Annotated in this window: 18 protein-coding genes; 8 read left to right on the top strand and 10 right to left on the bottom strand. The window is 30.0% G+C overall.

Annotated features, from left to right (window positions below; genetic code table 11):
- Position 1 precedes the first annotated feature (1 nt).
- The gene (locus TOPB45_RS05280) at positions 2 to 391 is read left to right on the top strand and encodes a hypothetical protein (RefSeq protein WP_013909815.1); all 390 of its coding nucleotides are present in this window, start codon (positions 2 to 4) and stop codon (positions 389 to 391) included.
- Here the strand turns inward: TOPB45_RS05280 and TOPB45_RS05275 are convergent.
- Genes TOPB45_RS05275 through rpsB form a run of 8 tightly spaced genes read right to left on the bottom strand, consistent with a single transcriptional unit; the run spans position 388 to position 6,167 of the window.
- Positions 388 to 1,326: a D-alanine--D-alanine ligase family protein gene (locus TOPB45_RS05275; protein ID WP_013909814.1), complete on the bottom strand. Its 939-nt coding sequence runs from the start codon at positions 1,324 to 1,326 to the stop codon at positions 388 to 390. The two genes, TOPB45_RS05280 and TOPB45_RS05275, sit on opposite strands and share 4 nt — an antisense overlap.
- Positions 1,271 to 1,879: an HD domain-containing protein gene (locus tag TOPB45_RS05270; RefSeq protein WP_013909813.1), complete on the bottom strand. Its 609-nt coding sequence runs from the start codon at positions 1,877 to 1,879 to the stop codon at positions 1,271 to 1,273. The genes TOPB45_RS05275 and TOPB45_RS05270 overlap by 56 nt, the downstream gene beginning before the upstream one ends.
- A gap of 4 nt (positions 1,880 to 1,883) precedes the next feature.
- On the bottom strand, positions 1,884 to 2,666 hold the full coding sequence (locus tag TOPB45_RS08620) for a phosphatidate cytidylyltransferase (protein WP_013909812.1): 783 nt from the start codon (positions 2,664 to 2,666) through the stop codon (positions 1,884 to 1,886).
- Positions 2,656 to 3,405 carry an isoprenyl transferase gene (locus tag TOPB45_RS05260; RefSeq protein WP_013909811.1) on the bottom strand — a complete coding sequence of 250 codons (750 nt, stop codon included), beginning with the start codon at positions 3,403 to 3,405 and terminating at the stop codon, positions 2,656 to 2,658. Before TOPB45_RS05260 ends, TOPB45_RS08620 begins: the two co-directional genes overlap by 11 nt.
- A 1-nt stretch (position 3,406) precedes the next feature.
- Entirely contained in the window at positions 3,407 to 3,928 is a 522-nt protein-coding gene (frr, locus tag TOPB45_RS05255; protein ID WP_049774832.1) for a ribosome recycling factor, read from the bottom strand.
- 52 nt (positions 3,929 to 3,980) lie between these two features.
- A complete protein-coding gene (pyrH, locus tag TOPB45_RS05250) occupies positions 3,981 to 4,697 on the bottom strand; it encodes a UMP kinase (RefSeq protein ID WP_013909809.1) in 717 nt (238 codons plus the stop codon).
- A gap of 2 nt (positions 4,698 to 4,699) precedes the next feature.
- Positions 4,700 to 5,296: a translation elongation factor Ts gene (gene tsf, locus TOPB45_RS05245; protein ID WP_013909808.1), complete on the bottom strand. Its 597-nt coding sequence runs from the start codon at positions 5,294 to 5,296 to the stop codon at positions 4,700 to 4,702.
- A gap of 25 nt (positions 5,297 to 5,321) precedes the next feature.
- Positions 5,322 to 6,167 carry a 30S ribosomal protein S2 gene (gene rpsB / locus TOPB45_RS05240; RefSeq protein WP_013909807.1) on the bottom strand — a complete coding sequence of 282 codons (846 nt, stop codon included), beginning with the start codon at positions 6,165 to 6,167 and terminating at the stop codon, positions 5,322 to 5,324.
- A 242-nt stretch (positions 6,168 to 6,409) separates the two neighbouring features.
- On the opposite strand from rpsB, the gene TOPB45_RS05235 reads away from it, so the two are divergent.
- The 5 genes from TOPB45_RS05235 to thiL are packed head-to-tail and all read left to right on the top strand — an operon-like array spanning position 6,410 to position 10,146.
- The gene (locus TOPB45_RS05235; protein ID WP_013909806.1) at positions 6,410 to 7,651 is read left to right on the top strand and encodes a S41 family peptidase; all 1,242 of its coding nucleotides are present in this window, start codon (positions 6,410 to 6,412) and stop codon (positions 7,649 to 7,651) included.
- Entirely contained in the window at positions 7,651 to 8,286 is a 636-nt protein-coding gene (locus TOPB45_RS05230; RefSeq protein ID WP_013909805.1) for a site-2 protease family protein, read from the top strand. The genes TOPB45_RS05235 and TOPB45_RS05230 overlap by 1 nt, the downstream gene beginning before the upstream one ends.
- A gap of 53 nt (positions 8,287 to 8,339) precedes the next feature.
- The gene (locus TOPB45_RS05225; protein WP_013909804.1) at positions 8,340 to 8,765 is read left to right on the top strand and encodes an EamA family transporter; all 426 of its coding nucleotides are present in this window, start codon (positions 8,340 to 8,342) and stop codon (positions 8,763 to 8,765) included.
- 19 nt (positions 8,766 to 8,784) lie between these two features.
- Positions 8,785 to 9,207 carry a nucleoside-diphosphate kinase gene (ndk, locus tag TOPB45_RS05220; protein ID WP_013909803.1) on the top strand — a complete coding sequence of 141 codons (423 nt, stop codon included), beginning with the start codon at positions 8,785 to 8,787 and terminating at the stop codon, positions 9,205 to 9,207.
- Positions 9,208 to 10,146, top strand: coding sequence for a thiamine-phosphate kinase (gene thiL / locus TOPB45_RS05215; protein ID WP_013909802.1), 939 nt, complete (start codon positions 9,208 to 9,210; stop codon positions 10,144 to 10,146). It begins immediately after the preceding gene.
- Positions 10,147 to 10,185: 39 nt separating this feature from the next.
- Here thiL and TOPB45_RS05210 read toward each other — a convergent pair whose 3' ends face one another.
- The gene (locus TOPB45_RS05210; RefSeq protein WP_013909801.1) at positions 10,186 to 10,629 is read right to left on the bottom strand and encodes an Hsp20/alpha crystallin family protein; all 444 of its coding nucleotides are present in this window, start codon (positions 10,627 to 10,629) and stop codon (positions 10,186 to 10,188) included.
- Positions 10,630 to 10,788: 159 nt separating this feature from the next.
- Between TOPB45_RS05210 and clpB the strand changes: the two genes are divergently transcribed.
- Positions 10,789 to 13,407, top strand: coding sequence for an ATP-dependent chaperone ClpB (clpB, locus tag TOPB45_RS05205; protein ID WP_013909800.1), 2,619 nt, complete (start codon positions 10,789 to 10,791; stop codon positions 13,405 to 13,407).
- On the top strand, positions 13,407 to 14,342 hold the full coding sequence (gene fmt / locus TOPB45_RS05200) for a methionyl-tRNA formyltransferase (protein ID WP_013909799.1): 936 nt from the start codon (positions 13,407 to 13,409) through the stop codon (positions 14,340 to 14,342). The genes clpB and fmt overlap by 1 nt, the downstream gene beginning before the upstream one ends.
- Here the strand turns inward: fmt and TOPB45_RS05195 are convergent.
- Positions 14,317 to 16,914: a protein translocase subunit SecDF gene (locus TOPB45_RS05195; protein ID WP_013909798.1), complete on the bottom strand. Its 2,598-nt coding sequence runs from the start codon at positions 16,912 to 16,914 to the stop codon at positions 14,317 to 14,319. The two genes, fmt and TOPB45_RS05195, sit on opposite strands and share 26 nt — an antisense overlap.

Here is a 16,914-nt window from a genome sequence, read left to right as displayed (position 1 = left end):
TATGAAAATATATTCAAAATTTATTTTTCCAATTAATTTTACTACTGAATCTATAACTTCAAAGAGTGGAAAAAATCTTTTTGAAGAATATTTAAAAGTTGCTCTTTCTGAAATAGAAAAAAAAGAACTTTTAGGAAAAACTCAAAAAGAAAGAATTAATTTGGTATATCAAAAATTAGAAAAAAGTTTTGAAATTTTAGAAAATATCACCAATTTAGAATTAAATGAGGCCTCCTCTGAGACTATTGGAGATTTTATTTTAGCACAAGCTTTGGAAATAAATAAAATTTTAGAAACCTTACCTGATTCTTCATTAAAAAATCTTTTAAAAGATTGGACATTTTTTATAGGAATTGAAGCTCAAAAAATAAAACAGGGATTTTATTCTTAGGTATTTTTATCTCTTAAAGTTAATTCTAATAATTTCTGAATTAGCGCAGGAAAACTATAACCTGCAACTTTTGCTGCAAGAGGTAAAAGACTTGTTTCTGTCATACCAGGAATGGTATTAGTTTCAAGTACATAAATTTCATCTTCTACTATAATCATATCAGTTCTACTGTAATGCCTTAGCTTTAATGTTTTATGAGCTATAAGTCCATATTCTTGAGCTTTTTTAGTCAGTCTTTCTGAAAGTCTTGCAGGGCAAATTTCTTCTGAAAGACCTGGAGTATATTTAGTTTCGTAATCAAAAATCTCCGAAACCTTTGGGACTATTTCTACTACTGGTAAAGGTTTATCATCTAAAATACCTACTGTTATTTCTTTCCCTTTAAGATATTTTTCTAAAATTATTTCCCTATCCACATTAAAAGCTGCTTCAACAGCCTTTTTAAGATCTTTTTTATCTTTGACAACACTTAACCCAATACTTGAACCCTGTGTAGCAGGTTTAACAACCAAGGGGAAACCAATTTTTTCTCCATAAGTTTTTATTATTTCAAAGGAAGAATCTTTTGAAAAAGTTTTTCCTTCAGGAACATTAAGTCCAGCAAGTTTATATAGACTTTTAGATATTCCTTTATGCATAGCAAGAGCACTTCCTAAAACCCCTGCTCCTTGATAAGGAAGTCCTATAGAATCTAAAAAACCTTGCAAAGTACCATCTTCTCCTCCTGGTCCATGAACTACTAAAAAAGCACAATCAAACTCTTTTGCTCTTTGAGCAAGTTTAGGAAGATCTTGAGCTGGATCAAAAAATTCATATTTATGCCCTAACTTTTCTAAAGCTTTTTTTACTACTTCTGCTCCCTTTAAAGATACTTCCCTTTCAGATGAGGTTCCACCAGCAAGAAGAGCAATCTTTAATACACCTATAGAGGACATCCCTTACCTCCTTTATTTTTTCTAACTCTATTATTTTATCAGGTGTAAAAGGGATTCTGCTAAAAATGCGTTTCTCAATTAAATAATTTAATTTTTCTAATGCTTCTAATCTTGAAATAGTTTGTTCATTTTTACCATATCTCTTTTTTAAATCTTCAAATCTATCTTTTAAAGTAACTATTTTATCATGCATTACCCTTTTATCTGCATAATGAACTATTTCTTCTTCGGTTACAGGAAGATTAAAAGAATTTATCTCCAAATAAATGTGAGCTTTTATAATCTCTCCTATTCTTTTATAACCTAATTTTTTCATAAACTCATATCCAAGAAGAGCATGATTTTCTCCTGTTAAGAGCGACTCATATTTTTTTATATCATGAAGAAGAGCCCCTACTACTAAAAGTTGAGTATCAATTTTTTCTCCCCTTTCCTTTAAAAAACAACCGATAAATAAAGAAATGAGAGCTACCTTTTCTGAATGTTTTATAATATGTTCCGGAACCTTTTCTTTTTCTAAAAGAAAATAGGCTTCCTCAAGGGAAAGAATCATATCATTAAATAAATTTAATTTTTAGAATTATTAAAAAAAGTGGAGAAGAAAGTAAAACACTATCTAATCTATCAAGTAATCCACCGTGACCTATAATAATTTTTCCTGAATCCTTTTTATCTACAACTCTTTTAAAAGCCGATTCAAGGAGATCTCCTATACTTCCTACAAAAGAAAGAATTGAAGCAATAAAAAGATTAATAGGACTTTCAAAAAGTCCCCAATAATAGTTTAAAAAGAAAGCTATTACTAATGCAAAAATAATTCCCCCAAAAAATCCTTCCCATGTTTTTTTAGGTGAAATTTTTGAAAAAAATGGGGTTTTTCCAAAAATTTTTCCTATTAAATAAGCTCCTGTATCATTAGCAAAGATAACAGAAAAAAAATAAACTAAATATTTCCTTTCAAAATTTTTTAAAATCTCCCAAAAAGGATAAAATCCTATAAAAATATATATGAGACCTATAAGAAAAGGAAAAAAGGTTTTTTTAAATTCTTCTTTTTCATATTTGAATAAGTGTGGAAGGAAAGAAAAAAAAAGGAAAAAGTAGAAAATATAAAAAACTGAAGAATTATATAAAAAAATAGCTAAAAAACTAATTATAAGAAGTATTTCACCTATTAACCATAAAGAAAAGGGAATTTCATAAAGATTTTTCCATTCATAAAAACACAAAGAGGTAGAAAGGAGAATAATAAGAAAAATGATAAATAAACTTGCCTTTAATAAAACTAAAACAAGAAGAGGAAAAAGGGTAATAGCGGTAATTACTCTTTTAAGGTTCATAAACTTTACCAAATCTCCTTTCTCTTTGCTGATAAGAATAAAGAGCCTTTAAATATTCCTTTTCATCAAAATCTGGCCAATAAACAGGTGTGAAATAAAATTCTGTATAAGCTAATTGAAAAAGTAAAAAGTTAGAAATTCTCATCTCACCACTTGTTCTTATAAGAAGATCTGGATCAGGAATATCTTTGGTATCTAAAAACTTTCTAAAAAGATTTTCATCTATATTTTCTGGAAGAATTTTTTCTTTTTTAACTTCTTCAGCTATTTTTTTTGTAGCCTTAATTATTTCAGCTTTTCCTCCATAGCTTAAAGCCATACATAAAACCATTTTGTCATTATTTTCTGTAGCTTTTTCAATAAACTCTAATTTATGCTTTAGTTCTTCTGGAAAATCTTCTTTATCTCCTATTACTTTAAACTTTATTCCTTCATTTTTCATTCTTTCAAATTCTGCATCTAAATAGATTTTTAACAATTCAAGAAGGGTTTCAACTTCCTCTTTAGGGCGAAGCCAGTTTTCTTTTGAAAAGGCAAAAAGAGTAAGATAGGGAATACCTAACTCTTTAGTTTTATAAACAATTGTTTTCGCTACTTCTGCACCTTTTTTGTGACCATAAACTCTTGGTAAACCTCTGCTTTTTGCCCATCTTCCATTACCATCCATAATAATAGCTACATGTTTAGGAAGTTTTGAAGGATCTAAAATTATTGAAGAATCATTTAAGGAATTTTCCATTTTAAGGAGCTAAAATCTCTTTCTCTTTTTCTTTTAAAGCTGTATTAATCTTTTCAATATATTCATCTGTCAATTTCTGGACCTTTTTTTCTAATTGAAGATAATCATCCTCAGATATTTCTCCTTTTTTCTTAGCTGTTTTAAATTTTTCTAAAACGTCTCTTCTAATATTACGAATAGCTATTCTTGCTTCTTCTGCAAGTTTACTTGCTACCTTTATAAGTTCTTTTCTTCTCTCTTCAGTCAAAGGTGGCATAATAAGTTTTATAGTTTTTCCATCACTTGTAGGATTAATCCCTAAATCAGATTTTTGAATAGCCTTTTCAATCTCTTTTACTAAATTTATATCCCAAGGTTGTATAACAAGCATTTTACCTTCCACTACATTTACAGTAGCTATCTGAGGAATAGGCATTTTTGTTCCATAACAATCCACTTTAATAGCTTCTAAAAGTGCAATTGAGGCTCTACCTGTTCTTATATGAGAAAGCTCTTCTTTAAAATTTTTTAAACTTTTCTCCATCTTCTTTTTTACTTCTTCTAAAGCGGAATTCACAAATTCATCACCTCCCTTTCTAAGGCGTTATTAAAGTTCCTACTTTCTCTCCTAAAACTGCTTTTTTGATGTTTCCTGATTCTAAGATATTAAAAACTAAAACAGGAAGTTTATAATCTCTTGCTAAAGAGAAGGCAGTTGCATCCATTATTTTAAGCTTTTTTTCAAGAGCGGAATCAAAAGTAAGAACATCATATTTTTTAGCTGTAGGATCTTTAACTGGATCTTTATCATAAACCCCATCTACTTTAGTAGCCTTAAATAAGATTTCTGCGTTAAGTTCAAGAGCTCTTAAAACTGCTGCAGTATCTGTTGTGAAAAAGGGATTTCCTGTACCACAAGCCAAAAGAAGAATTCTTCCCTTTTCTAAATGTTTGAGTGCCTTTTCTCTTATATAAGTTTCTCCTGCTTTTACTACTTCAAAAGCAGACATGATTCTACAAGGAATATTCTGAGAAATTAAAGCATCTTGAATAACCAATGCATTAATTAGTGTTGCAAGCATTCCTATACAATCTGCTCTTACTCTATCCATACCTTTTTCTTGACCTATAACACCTCTAAATATATTCCCTCCCCCTACTACAATTCCTAATTCTATTCCAAGACGATATACCTCTTTTATTTCTTCAACTATTTTCTTTACAATTTGATGGTCTATACCAAAGGATTTATCTCCTAAAAGAGCTTCTCCAGAAATTTTTAAGAGGATCCTTTTATATTTAGGTTTTTGCACCTTTATTCACCTACTTGAAATCTACAAAATCTTTTAATTACAATTTTTTCCCCAGTTTTAGCCATAAGTTCATTTAAAAGATCTTGAATAGTAAGGTCTGGATTTTTAATAAATGGCTGCTCCAACAATACATTTTCTTTATAAAACTTTTCAAGTTTCCCTTCAACTATTTTAGGAATAATATTTTCTGGTTTCCCTGCCTCTCTTAATTGTTCTTCATATATTTTTTTCTCCCTTTCTAATATCTCTGGTGGAACCTGTTCTCTACTAACAGCAACAGGATTGGTAGCTGCAATCTGCATAGCTAAATTATGGGCAAATTCTTGAAATTCTGAAGTTCTGGCTACAAAATCTGTTTCACAATTTACTTCTACTAATACTCCAATTTTTCTGTTACTATGAATATAGGCAGCTACAACACCTTCCAAAGTCTCCTTAGCTGCTCTTTTTGTAGCAATAGCAAGCCCCTTTTTTCTAAGAATATCTATAGCTTTTTCTATATCTCCTTGTGCTTCCTCTAACGCCTTCTTACAATCCATAAATCCAGCTGCTGTTCTTTCTCTCAATTGTTTTATCAATTCTAAACTAATTTCAGCCATTTTAACCTCCTCTTAGCCAAAATTTTTATTCTTTTTCCATTAATTTTTCTGCTTCCTCTTCAAATCTTAATTCTTTCTCTTCTTCAATAAGAATTTCTTTTAATATTCGGTCTACTTTTTCTTCTTCCTCTGGAAGCTTTTCTTCAAGAGAAATTTCTTTATCTGTTTGAGCTGCTATTCTTTCTTTATAAATTTCCAATCCTTCTAAGCAAGCATCAGCAATTTTACTAGTGATAAGTTTGATAGCTCTTATAGCATCATCATTTCCAGGAATAATATAATCTATAAGATCAGGATCGCAGTTAGTATCAACAATAGCAATAATAGGAATACCTAATTTTCTAGCTTCTTTGACAGCAATTTCTTCATGTACAGGATCAACTATATATAAAGCTTGAGGAAGAGTTTCCATATTTTTTATTCCTGCTAGATTTTTTTCCAATTTGTTTTTTAATCTTTCAAGTCTTAATCTTTCTTTTTTAGTAAATCTTTCAATAGTTCCATCCTCAAACCAAGTTTCAAGTTTTTTTAACTTTTCTACACTTTGTCTTATAGTTCTAAAATTGGTAAGTGTTCCACCAAGCCACCTATTGACCACATAATACATTCCACATCTTTCAGCCTCTTCTTTAACAGTTTCTTGTGCTTGTTTTTTTGTTCCTACGAATAAAATTTTCCCTCCCTGAGCAACTAAATTCACCACAAATTCATAAGCAATTTCAAAATAATGAAGTGTTTGTTGTAAATCAATAATATGAATCCCATTCCTTTCTCCAAAAATAAAAGGTTTCATTTTGGGATTCCATCTGCGAGTCTGATGTCCAAAATGGACACCAGCTTCAAGAAGTTGTTTCATGGTAATGTGTGACATATTCCTACCTCCTTTGGGGTTTTTTACTTCCGTCTAAGGTGGATTTTAACCAGCATCCCGTATGGGACACCCCAATCCTTAGACGTGCTTTTTTAGAGACATAATTAAATCACTTTTTATCCAAATTTCAAGTTATAAAATATTATATAAAGTTTTAATGTCTCAAATATCTTGAAAAAATTTTATTTAGGTGTTTAATTTCCTGTAAAAATTAAAAACTCTTAAATTAAGGGAGCACCTTTATGTATAAAAAGAATTTAAAATTTAATTTACTTTTAAGCTTTTGTCTTATCTTTCTTCTAATTTTTAGTTGGGGATTTTCTAAAGAAACCAAAGAAAAAAACGATGAAATCTATAGGTATCTCAAACTTTTTTCTCAGGTTTTAAGATTAATAGAAGATAATTATGTAACTGAAGTAAATCCTAAGGATTTAATTTATGGTGCCATTAATGGAATGTTAAACTCTCTTGATCCCTATTCCTCCTTAATGAAACCTGAAGAATACAAAGAACTTGAAATTGAAACTAAGGGAAGTTTTACAGGAATTGGGATAGAAATTACTATTAAAGATGAAATTATAACTGTAGTGGCTCCTATAGAAGATACTCCTGCTTGGAAAGCAGGTATTAAACCGGGAGATAAAATCTTAAAAATTGACGATAAACCTACTAAAGGAATGAGCCTTTTAGAAGCAGTAAAGCTTTTAAGAGGTCCTAAAGGAACAAAAGTTACTATTACTATTCTTAGAAATGATAAAGATATAAAAGAAATAACTTTAGTAAGAGATGTGATACCTATAAAAAGTGTTAAAACTAAATTACTTGAACCAGGATTTGCATACGTTAGAATTACAAGTTTTCAAGAAAAAACCCCTCAAGAACTAATTGAGGCTTTAGAAAAATTAGAAAATGAACAACAAATAAAGGGAATTATATTAGATTTAAGATTTAATCCCGGAGGACTCCTTTCTTCAGCAATAGAAGTAGCTGATGAATTTTTGGAAGATGGTCTCATTGTCTCTGTAAAAGGGAAAAGTAAAGAAGCACAAATGGAATTTAAAGCAGCACCGAATCCTTCTCACAGAAAACATCCTTATCCTATAGTTATTCTTATTAATCATGGAACAGCCTCTGCTGCTGAAATAGTTACTGGTGCTTTAAAAGATAACAATAGAGCACTTGTTTTAGGACAAAAAAGTTTTGGAAAAGGTTGTGTACAAACTGTAATTCCTTTAGAGGAAGATTATGCAGTAAAATTAACCACTGCCTATTATTATACACCAAAAGGAGTCTGCATTGATAAAGTTGGAATTAACCCTGATATAGAAATTCCTGAAATAGAAACTCCAGGAGACAAAAACTCAGAAAAAGCGAAAGAAGATAAAGTTTTTAAATATTTCTCAAGCCCTGAGGAAGATTTCCAAGTAAAAATGGCTCTTTCTATACTAAAAAATGTTAAAGAAATTTCTAAATTGAGATTCTAATGATTGATCCAAAAATATTTCTTTTTCTCACTCCTCCTTTATTATTAGCTTTGACAGTGCATGAATTTTCTCATGGATTTATTGCTTATCTTTTGGGAGATCCCACTCCTAAATTAGCCAATAGATTGACCTTAAATCCTATTAAACATTTAGATTTTTTTGGAACCCTCACTTTATTTATTACTCAGGCTATAGGATGGGCAAAACCAGTCCCTATAAATCCTAATTATTTTAAAAATCCTTGGAGAGATATGGCTTTAGTATCAGTAGCTGGACCTCTTTCTAATATATTTTTAGCTATTTTATTTGGTTTGTTTTATAATTTGTTTAGTAATTTGAATTTAAATCTTCAAAATTTTGCTATCTCTGAACCCTTATCCCTAATGTGCTATCTGGGAGTAAAAATAAATATTGGTCTCGGAATTTTTAACTTACTTCCTATTCCCCCTTTAGATGGAAGTAAAATAATAGTAAAATTTTTACCTCTTCCTCTAAGAATAAGCTACTTAAGATTAGAAATTTTTGGTTTTTTTATTATCATTTTTTTAGCTATAACTGGAATACTTTCTAAAATAATTTATCCTATTATAAGTTTTTTTTCTGATTTCATTCTTTATTTTACAAATATCTTTTAAAAATTTTATGCTGAAATTTAAAATGGGAATTTTATAGTATTTGGGAGTAAAAAATGGAAAAAAAGGTTTTAATATTGTGGCTTTTGACTATTCTTTTTTGGGGTGTTTCACCAGTAATAGAAAAAATAGGTCTTAGAAGTGTTGAACCTTTGCTTGCTCTTTTTATAAGAACTTCTGCAGCTTTACTTGCAATTTCTCTAACTTTATTCTTAAGCCCTTCTATTTCTTTATCTTCTTTAAATTTTAAAAATGTAGGGATTCTTTCTCTTAGTGGGATTTTAGCAGGATTTTTAGGAATGCTTACTTATTTTTCTTTACTTAAAGCTAAAAACGCTTCACAAATTGTTCCCTTAACCTCAACTTATCCTTTAGTTGCAACTTTACTGGCTGTTTTATTTTTAAAAGAAGAACTCAATTTTTATAAAATTTTGGGAACTACTTTTGTAGTAGTAGGAATATATTTATTATTTAAAAGCTAAAACTACCACGGAGGGATTTATGGAAAGGACTTTAGTAATGATTAAACCTGATGGGGTAGAGAGAAATCTTATTGGCAAAATTATTAACATTTTTGAAGAAAAGGGTCTTAAAGTAGTTGCTATTAAAAAACTGAGATTAACAAAGGAACAAGCGAAAGCATTTTATATAGTCCATAAAGACCGACCCTTTTATGAGAGCCTAACAGATTATATAAGTTCTGGATCGGTAGTTGCTATAGTATTTGAAGGAGAAAATGCTATAAAAAAAGTGCGTGAAATAATGGGAGCAACAGATCCAAAGGATGCTGAAGAAGGAACTATAAGAAAATTGTTTGGTTTAAATAAAGAAAAAAATACTGTACATGGTTCAGATAGCCCTGAATCAGCTAAAAAAGAAATTAATTTTTTCTTTAGTGAATCTGAATTAATCGCAGCAGAATAAATGACAGAAAAAGAATGGCTTAAATATCTTAAAAAATATATTATAGAGAATTCTTATGTAATAAAATCAAAAAATGAAGATTGCGCAGTTATAAAATTAAGTAAAAATAAATATCTTCTTTTTACCACAGATGCCTTAGTAGAAAAAATCCATTTTCACTTTTCTTACACTTCTTTTTTTGATTTAGGAGTAAAGCTTGCTACTTCAAATTTAAGCGATATAGCTGCTATGGGAGGAGAACCTAAATGGGCTCTCTTAACCTTAGGTTCTCCTAAACCTATAGATAAATCTTGGATTAATCCTTTTATGGAAGCTCTAACTTCTACTTTAAAAAAATTTGAAACACATTTAGTAGGTGGTGATACAGTTAAAAGCCCTTTTTTCTTTGTCAATTTAGCACTTATAGGGGAAACTAAAAACCCTATTTTTAGAAAAGGGGCTCAACCAGAAGATTATATCTTTGTTTCAAGACCCTTAGGAGAAAGCTCTGCATTTTTAAGACTTATTCAAAAAAAATCTCTAAAAGATATCCCTGAATCTGTAAAACAAGCCCACCTGAGACCTGAACCAGAAATACTTTTAGGTAAAGAGCTTTCCAAACAAAAACTTGCTACCTCAATGATAGATATTTCAGACGGACTTTTAATTGATCTCTGGAGAATATGTGAAGAAAGTAAAGTTGGAGCTGAACTTTGGGAAGATAAAATTCCAATAGGTAATTTTGCCACCTTAGAAGAGGCTTTATCTGGTGGAGAAGATTATGCACTTTTATTTACTGTAGAAGAAAAAAATCTTAAAAAATTAGAAAATTTAGCTAAAAAATTTAATAGAAATTTTTTTAAAATAGGAAGGATTATTAAAGAAAGAAATTTCTATTTAATAAAAGGAACAAAAAAATTAAAAATTAAACCCAAGGGATTTGATCATTTTGAGAATTAATTAAATTAAGAGGGGGATAACCCCCTCTTAATTATCAAACTATTTTTCAACATTAATTTTAATTACTTTTTTCTTTTCTTCTGGTTTCTTTGGTAATACAATTTTTAATACACCATTTTTATAAGTAGCTGATATTTTTTCTTCTTCTACATCACAAGGTAATTGAATAGATCTCATAAAACTACCATAATATCTTTCCATTCTATAAAAGTTTTCTTTCTTTTCCTCTTCTTCTTTTTTCTTTTCACCTTTAATAATTAATACATTGTCAGATAAACTTATTTCTATATCTTCAGGATTTACACCAGGAACATCAACTTTTACTATTATTTCATTATCTGTTTCCGAAACATCAATAGCAGGTATCCATTCAATACTCTCAAATCTTTCTGTTAACCAACTTTTACCAAAAAATTCTTGCCATATACGATCCATTTCTCTTTTTAATTCTTGTAATGGACGCCAAAGAATTAAATCTGCCATATTTATCACCTCCTTTTATTTTTTTGTTTTTATTTTTACTTTCATGTTTAAAAATAAGTATAATTATTTTTTTTTCAAGGTTTCAAAATTTATATATTGAAATTTTGATGATCATATTTATTTTTAAATTTAAACATTTTGAAATAGGAGGTTTAAAAGATGAAACTTGATAAGTTTACTTTTAAAGCACAAGAAGCCTTACAGAGTGCTCAGCGTTTAGCTGAAACCTATAACCATCCTCAGATAGAACCAGAACATCTTTTAAAAGCATTAGTTGATCAAGAAGGTGGAATAGTACCTACAATCCTTGATAGATTAGGAGTAAATTCAAAAATTATTTCTTCAGATTTAGACGAAATTTTAGAAAAATTTCCTAAACTTACTTATGGAACTTATCAATTATATATTTCTTTAAGTTTAAAACAAATACTCGATAAAGCCGAAAGTTTAGCTAAAGAGATGAGAGATGAATATATTTCTACTGAGCATTTATTTTTAAGTATCATTGATAGCCCAACCAGAGCTGGAGAAATTTTAAGAAAAAGAGGTATTACTTTTAGCAATGCTAAAGATGTAATTACAAAAATAAGAAAAGGACAAAGGATTACAGATCAAAATCCAGAAGAAAAATATCAAGCTTTAGAAAAATTTGGAAGAGATCTTACAGCGCTTGCTAAAGCTGGAAAACTTGATCCTGTTATAGGAAGAGATGAGGAAATAAGAAGGGTTATGCATATTCTTTCCAGAAGAACTAAAAATAATCCTGTTCTTGTTGGAGAACCAGGTGTTGGTAAAACTGCTATTGTAGAAGGTCTTGCTCAAAGAATCGTTGCTGGAGATGTACCTGAAGTTTTGAAAGATAAAAGAATTATTCAATTAGATTTAGGAGCCTTAATTGCAGGAACAAAATTTAGGGGAGAATTTGAAGAAAGACTTAAAGCTGTTTTACGTGAAATTCAAGCCAGTGAAGGAGAAATTATTTTATTTATAGACGAAATTCATACTATTGTAGGTGCTGGAGCTGCTGAAGGAGCTATAGATGCAGCAAATATGCTTAAACCTGCCCTTGCAAGAGGGGAATTAAGATGTATAGGTGCAACAACCATTGATGAATATCGTAAATATATAGAGAAAGATCCTGCATTAGAAAGAAGATTTCAACCTGTTTATGTAGATGAACCAACCCCAGAAGAAGCTATTGCAATTTTAAGAGGATTAAAAGAAAAATATGAAGTTCACCATGGAGTTAGAATTACTGATAATGCTATTATTGCTGCTGTTATGCTTTCTCATAGATATATTACTGATAGATATCTTCCTGATAAAGCTATAGATCTAATAGATGAAGCTGCTGCAAAACTTCGTATAGAAATAGATTCTATGCCAACTGAAATAGATGAAATAGAAAGAAAAATTAAACAACTTGAAATTGAAAAAGTTGCTTTAGAAAAAGAAACTGATCCTAAAGCAAAAGAAAGACTCAATAAATTACTTGAGCAATTAAATGAACTTAGAAAAGAGGCTGAAAAATTAAAAGCTCAATGGTTAAAAGAAAAAGAGGTTATTCAAAAAATTAGAAAATTAAAAGAAAAAATTGACCAACTTAAAATCGAAGCTCAACAAGCTGAAAGACAAGGTGATCTAAATAGAGTTGCTGAAATTATATATGGCATGATTCCTCAACTTCAAAAGGAATTAGAAGAAGAAAATAAAAAATTAGAAGAACTTCAAAAGGAACATAAATTCTTAAAAGAGGAAGTAGATGCTGAAGATATAGCTCAAATTGTATCTAAATGGACAGGAATACCTGTGCACAGACTTCTTGAAAGTGAAAGGGAAAAACTTTTAAGAATAGAAGAAAGATTGAAAGAAAGGGTGGTCGGGCAGGATCATGCTATTTCTGCAATAGCAAATGCTTTAAGAAGAGCAAGAGCAGGACTAAAAGATCCAAGAAGACCTATTGGTTCTTTTCTCTTTATTGGTCCTACAGGAGTAGGAAAAACAGAACTTGCGAAAGCACTTGCTGAATTTATGTTTGATACTGAAGATGCAATGATAAGAATTGATATGACAGAATATATGGAAAAACATTCTGTTTCAAGATTAATTGGTGCACCTCCTGGATACGTTGGATATGAAGAAGGAGGACAACTTACTGAAGCAGTAAGAAGAAGACCTTATTCTGTTATTTTGTTTGATGAAATCGAAAAGGCTCATCCCGATGTTTTTAACATTCTGCTTCAGATTCTTGACGATGGGAGATTAACTGATGGTAAAGGAAGAACCGTTGATTTTAAAAATACAATTATAATTATGACTTCAAATGTAGGTAGTTTCTATTTCCAAGATTTGTCTCTTTCTCGTAAAGAAGTAGAAAATAGAGTATTTGAACTTTTAAAATCCACTTTCAGACCTGAATTTTTAAACCGTATAGATGAAATTATAGTCTTTAATAATTTAACCAGAGAGGACATAATTAAAATTGTAGATATCCAAATTAGGTATCTCAATGAAAGACTTTCTGAAAAAGGAATGTTCTTAGAACTAACTGATAAAGCTAAAGAACTTCTTGCAACTTATGGATATGACCCAGTCTTTGGAGCAAGACCGCTTAAAAGAACTATACAAAAATATATTGAAAATGCTTTAGCTTTGAAAATTTTAGAAGGTGTTTTTTCTGAAGGAGATAAAATAATAGTTGATGTAAACGAAGCAGGAGAATTTGAATTTAGAAAAGCTGAAGAAGTAGAAGAATTAAGGAAAGTTGCACTTCATTAATGAAAAAATATAGAATAATTTTTTTTGGAAGCCCTGAATTTGCTATACCCTCTTTAGAAGCTCTTTATGAAAAAGAAGAAGTAATTGCTGTTGTTACTCAACCAGATAAACCAAAGGGAAGAGGATTAAAACCCTCCCCTTCCCCTGTAAAAGCTTGGGCTTCATCAAAGGGTCTAAAAGTATTAGAACCAATAAGATTAAAGGATCCACAATTTATTCAAATACTTAAAGATCTTTCACCTGATTTAATAGTAGTTTGTGCTTATGGGAAAATTATTCCTAAAGAAATTTTAGAAATCCCTAAATTTGGCTGCTGGAATATACATGCTTCCCTTCTTCCAAAATATAGAGGTGCATCTCCTATAAATTGGGCAATTTTAGAAGGGGAAAAAGAAACTGGTATTACTATCATGCTTATGGATGAAGGGCTTGATACAGGACCTATACTCTTACAGAAAAAAATTCCTATTTCAGAAAATGACGATGCTAATTCTCTTTCCCAAAAATTAGCTCAGCTTGGGAAAGAGACTATTCTTTCTGCTATAGAACTTCATAAAAAAGGAGAATTAAAAATAATACCTCAACCTGAGGAAGGAATTTCTTATGCTCCCATTTTAAAAAAAGAAGACGGATTTTTTACCTTTGAAGAACCAGCTGAAAAAATAGAAAAAAAAATAAAAGCCTTTTTACCTTGGCCTTCTGCCTTTACTTATTATAAAAACAAGCTTTTAAAAGTATTTTCAGCAAAAGCTGTTCCACTAAAACATGAAGAAAAGCCGGGAACTATTTTAGACATAAATAAGGATGGAATTCTTGTTGCCACTTCTAAAGATGCAATTTTGTTAAAAGAAGTTCAATTAGAAGGTAAGAAAAAAATTTCTGCTTATGAATTTGCTTGTGGTCAAAGACTTAAAAAAGGCGTTCTTTGGGAATAAGTTCTGGCACTTTTCCTTTATGTAAAACTTTTAAAATAGGAGAAGCAATAAAAATAGAGCTATAAGTTCCTACAATAAATCCTATAGTTAAAGCTAAGGCAAAGTCTCTTATAACTATACCTCCAAAACCAAGTAAACTTACTGAACCAAAAAGAGTTGTAATAGTAGTGATAAGCGTTCTTGCTAACACTTCATTTATACTTATATTCACTAATTCATCAAAATCTTTAGATTTCCTATTCAAAATATTTTCTCTTATTCTATCAAAAATAACCACGGTATCTGTTAAGGAATAACCTGCTAAGGTAAGTAAAGCGGTAATAAAAAGGAGATTTATTTCTTTACCCAAAAGATAAAAAATTGCTAAAGTAAAAAGAACATCATGAAAGGTTGCTATTCCTGCAGCTACACCAAAGTTAAAATTAAATCTAAAAGTAAGATAAAGTATAATACCTAAAAGGGCACCTAAGATAGCTAAAGTGGCTTTCTTTTTTAATTCTTTACTTATGGTAGCTCCGATTTCTTCTTTTCCTAACAAAGTAAAGTTATATTCAGGAAATTTACTTTTTAAGGTTGTTAAAATCTTATTTACATCTTCGGTAAGAGTTTCTTTAGAACTTTTTAGTTTTAAAAGAAGCATATTTTCACCTTTAACATCCTGAAGAGTAAAGTCTCCAAAACCCTCTTGAGAAAGTGTCTTTCTTATTTTATCTAAGGAAGGAGGAATTTCACTTTTTAAATAAATAAGAGTCCCGCCTGTAAAATCTATCCCCAAATTAGCCTTTCCTCTGAAAGCTTGAATAAAAGCTAAAATTCCTATTAAACTAAAAAGAATAGAAACTATAGCAAAAATCTTTTTATATTTCATAAAATCAATTTTAGGATTTCTTATAATTTCAAAAAATTTAATCTTAAATTCTTTACCTTTTTCATATAAATATTCATAAAATATCTTGGTTGCAAAAATAGCTGTAAATAAATTTACAATAATAGAAATGGATAAAGTTACTGCAAAACCTCTAATAGGACCTGTACCAAAAAGAAATAAAATTAAAGAGGTTATTAAAACTGTAATGTGAGCATCAAAAATGGTCCAAAAAGCTCTTGAATATCCTTGAAAGATAGCTGAATAGGTACTTCTTCCCAATTTAAGTTCATCTCTAATTCTTTCGAAAATAAGCACATTAGAATCCACTCCCATACCAATGCTTAAGATAATTCCAGCAATTCCAGGAAGGGTTAAAGTGGCCTGAAAAGCTGATAAAAGAGCTAATAAAAAGTAAATATTTAAAATAAGTGCACAAACCGCTATCATTCCAGAAATCCTGTAATAAATAGAAGTGAAAACAATAACTGCTGATGCTCCTATTAAACCTGCTATAATTCCTTTCTGAATAGAATCTTTTCCAAGGGAAGGTCCGATAGTAATATTTTGTAAAATTTTAACAGGAGCTGGGAGAGCTCCTGCCCTTAAAACAAGGGCAAGGTCTGATGCTTCTTCCATTGTAAAACTACCTGTTATTTGAGCATCTCCTCCTGAAATTTTTTCTCTTATAACTGGTGCAGAACGCACTACTTCATCAAGAACAATTGCAAGCCTTTTACCTACGTTTTCTCCAGTAATTTGCTCAAATATTTTTGCTCCTCTTGAATCAAATTGAATCCATACATAGGGCTCATTAAATTGAGGATCTATACGAACTTGTGCATTTTTTAGATACGTTCCAGTAAGAACTGCCTCTTTTTTTAAAACAATAGGCTTTTTTATTATTTTCCCTGTGGTTCTATCTTTTTCTACCAAAAAATAAAATTCTGAATCTGGAGGTATATAAGGTTTAATTAGTTTTCTCCACTCTTCTATAGGAGCATCAAGAGAAATTTTCTTTTCCTTTATCAAAGAATTAATAAGGGCATCTAAATTCAATTTTTGCATAGCTTCTTCATCTACCAATTTAAATTCAAGCTGAGCTGTTTGACCTACTACATTTATTGCTCTTTGAGGATCCTTTAAGCCAGGAAGCTGAATTACTATTTTGTCAGAACCCTGTTTTGTAATTATAGGTTCTGCTACTCCAAATTGGTCAATTCTATTTCTTATAACTTCAAGAACCTGATCTAAAATATGTTCCCTTATATAAGAAACCTTTTCCTGAGATAAACTAACTTCTACAAAAAAGGCATCTTTCTCTTTCCCTTCTTTAACTATCTGCAATTCCTTAAAACCTTTTATTATTTCATCTTTAAATACTCTTAAATCTTCCTCTTTATAAAACTTAAAAGTTGCCTTATTTTCCTCAGGAATAAGCTCAAAATTTATATTTGTTCTAAGAGCTTGAGCTTTTATATCTTGCAAATAATTATCAAATTGGGTTTTTAGAGCTTTTTCTAAATCTGGTCTAAGAACTAAATGAACACCTCCTTTTAAATCAAGACCAAGTTTAAGCTCGCCTCTATAAATGTACTTTTTAAACCAGGGAGGAAGGTCTTTTACAAAGGTAGGAAGAAGTAAAAAAACAGAAAAAAGTATTAAGAAAACTAAAAATGCTATTTTTAATTTTATCCTAAGGGACAA

The organism is Thermodesulfobacterium geofontis OPF15 (genome assembly GCF_000215975.1).
Lineage (GTDB): Bacteria > Desulfobacterota > Thermodesulfobacteria > Thermodesulfobacteriales > Thermodesulfobacteriaceae > Thermodesulfobacterium > Thermodesulfobacterium geofontis.
The sequence above is the reverse complement of the archived record's forward strand: the minus strand, read 5'-3'. Positions and strand labels throughout refer to the sequence as shown.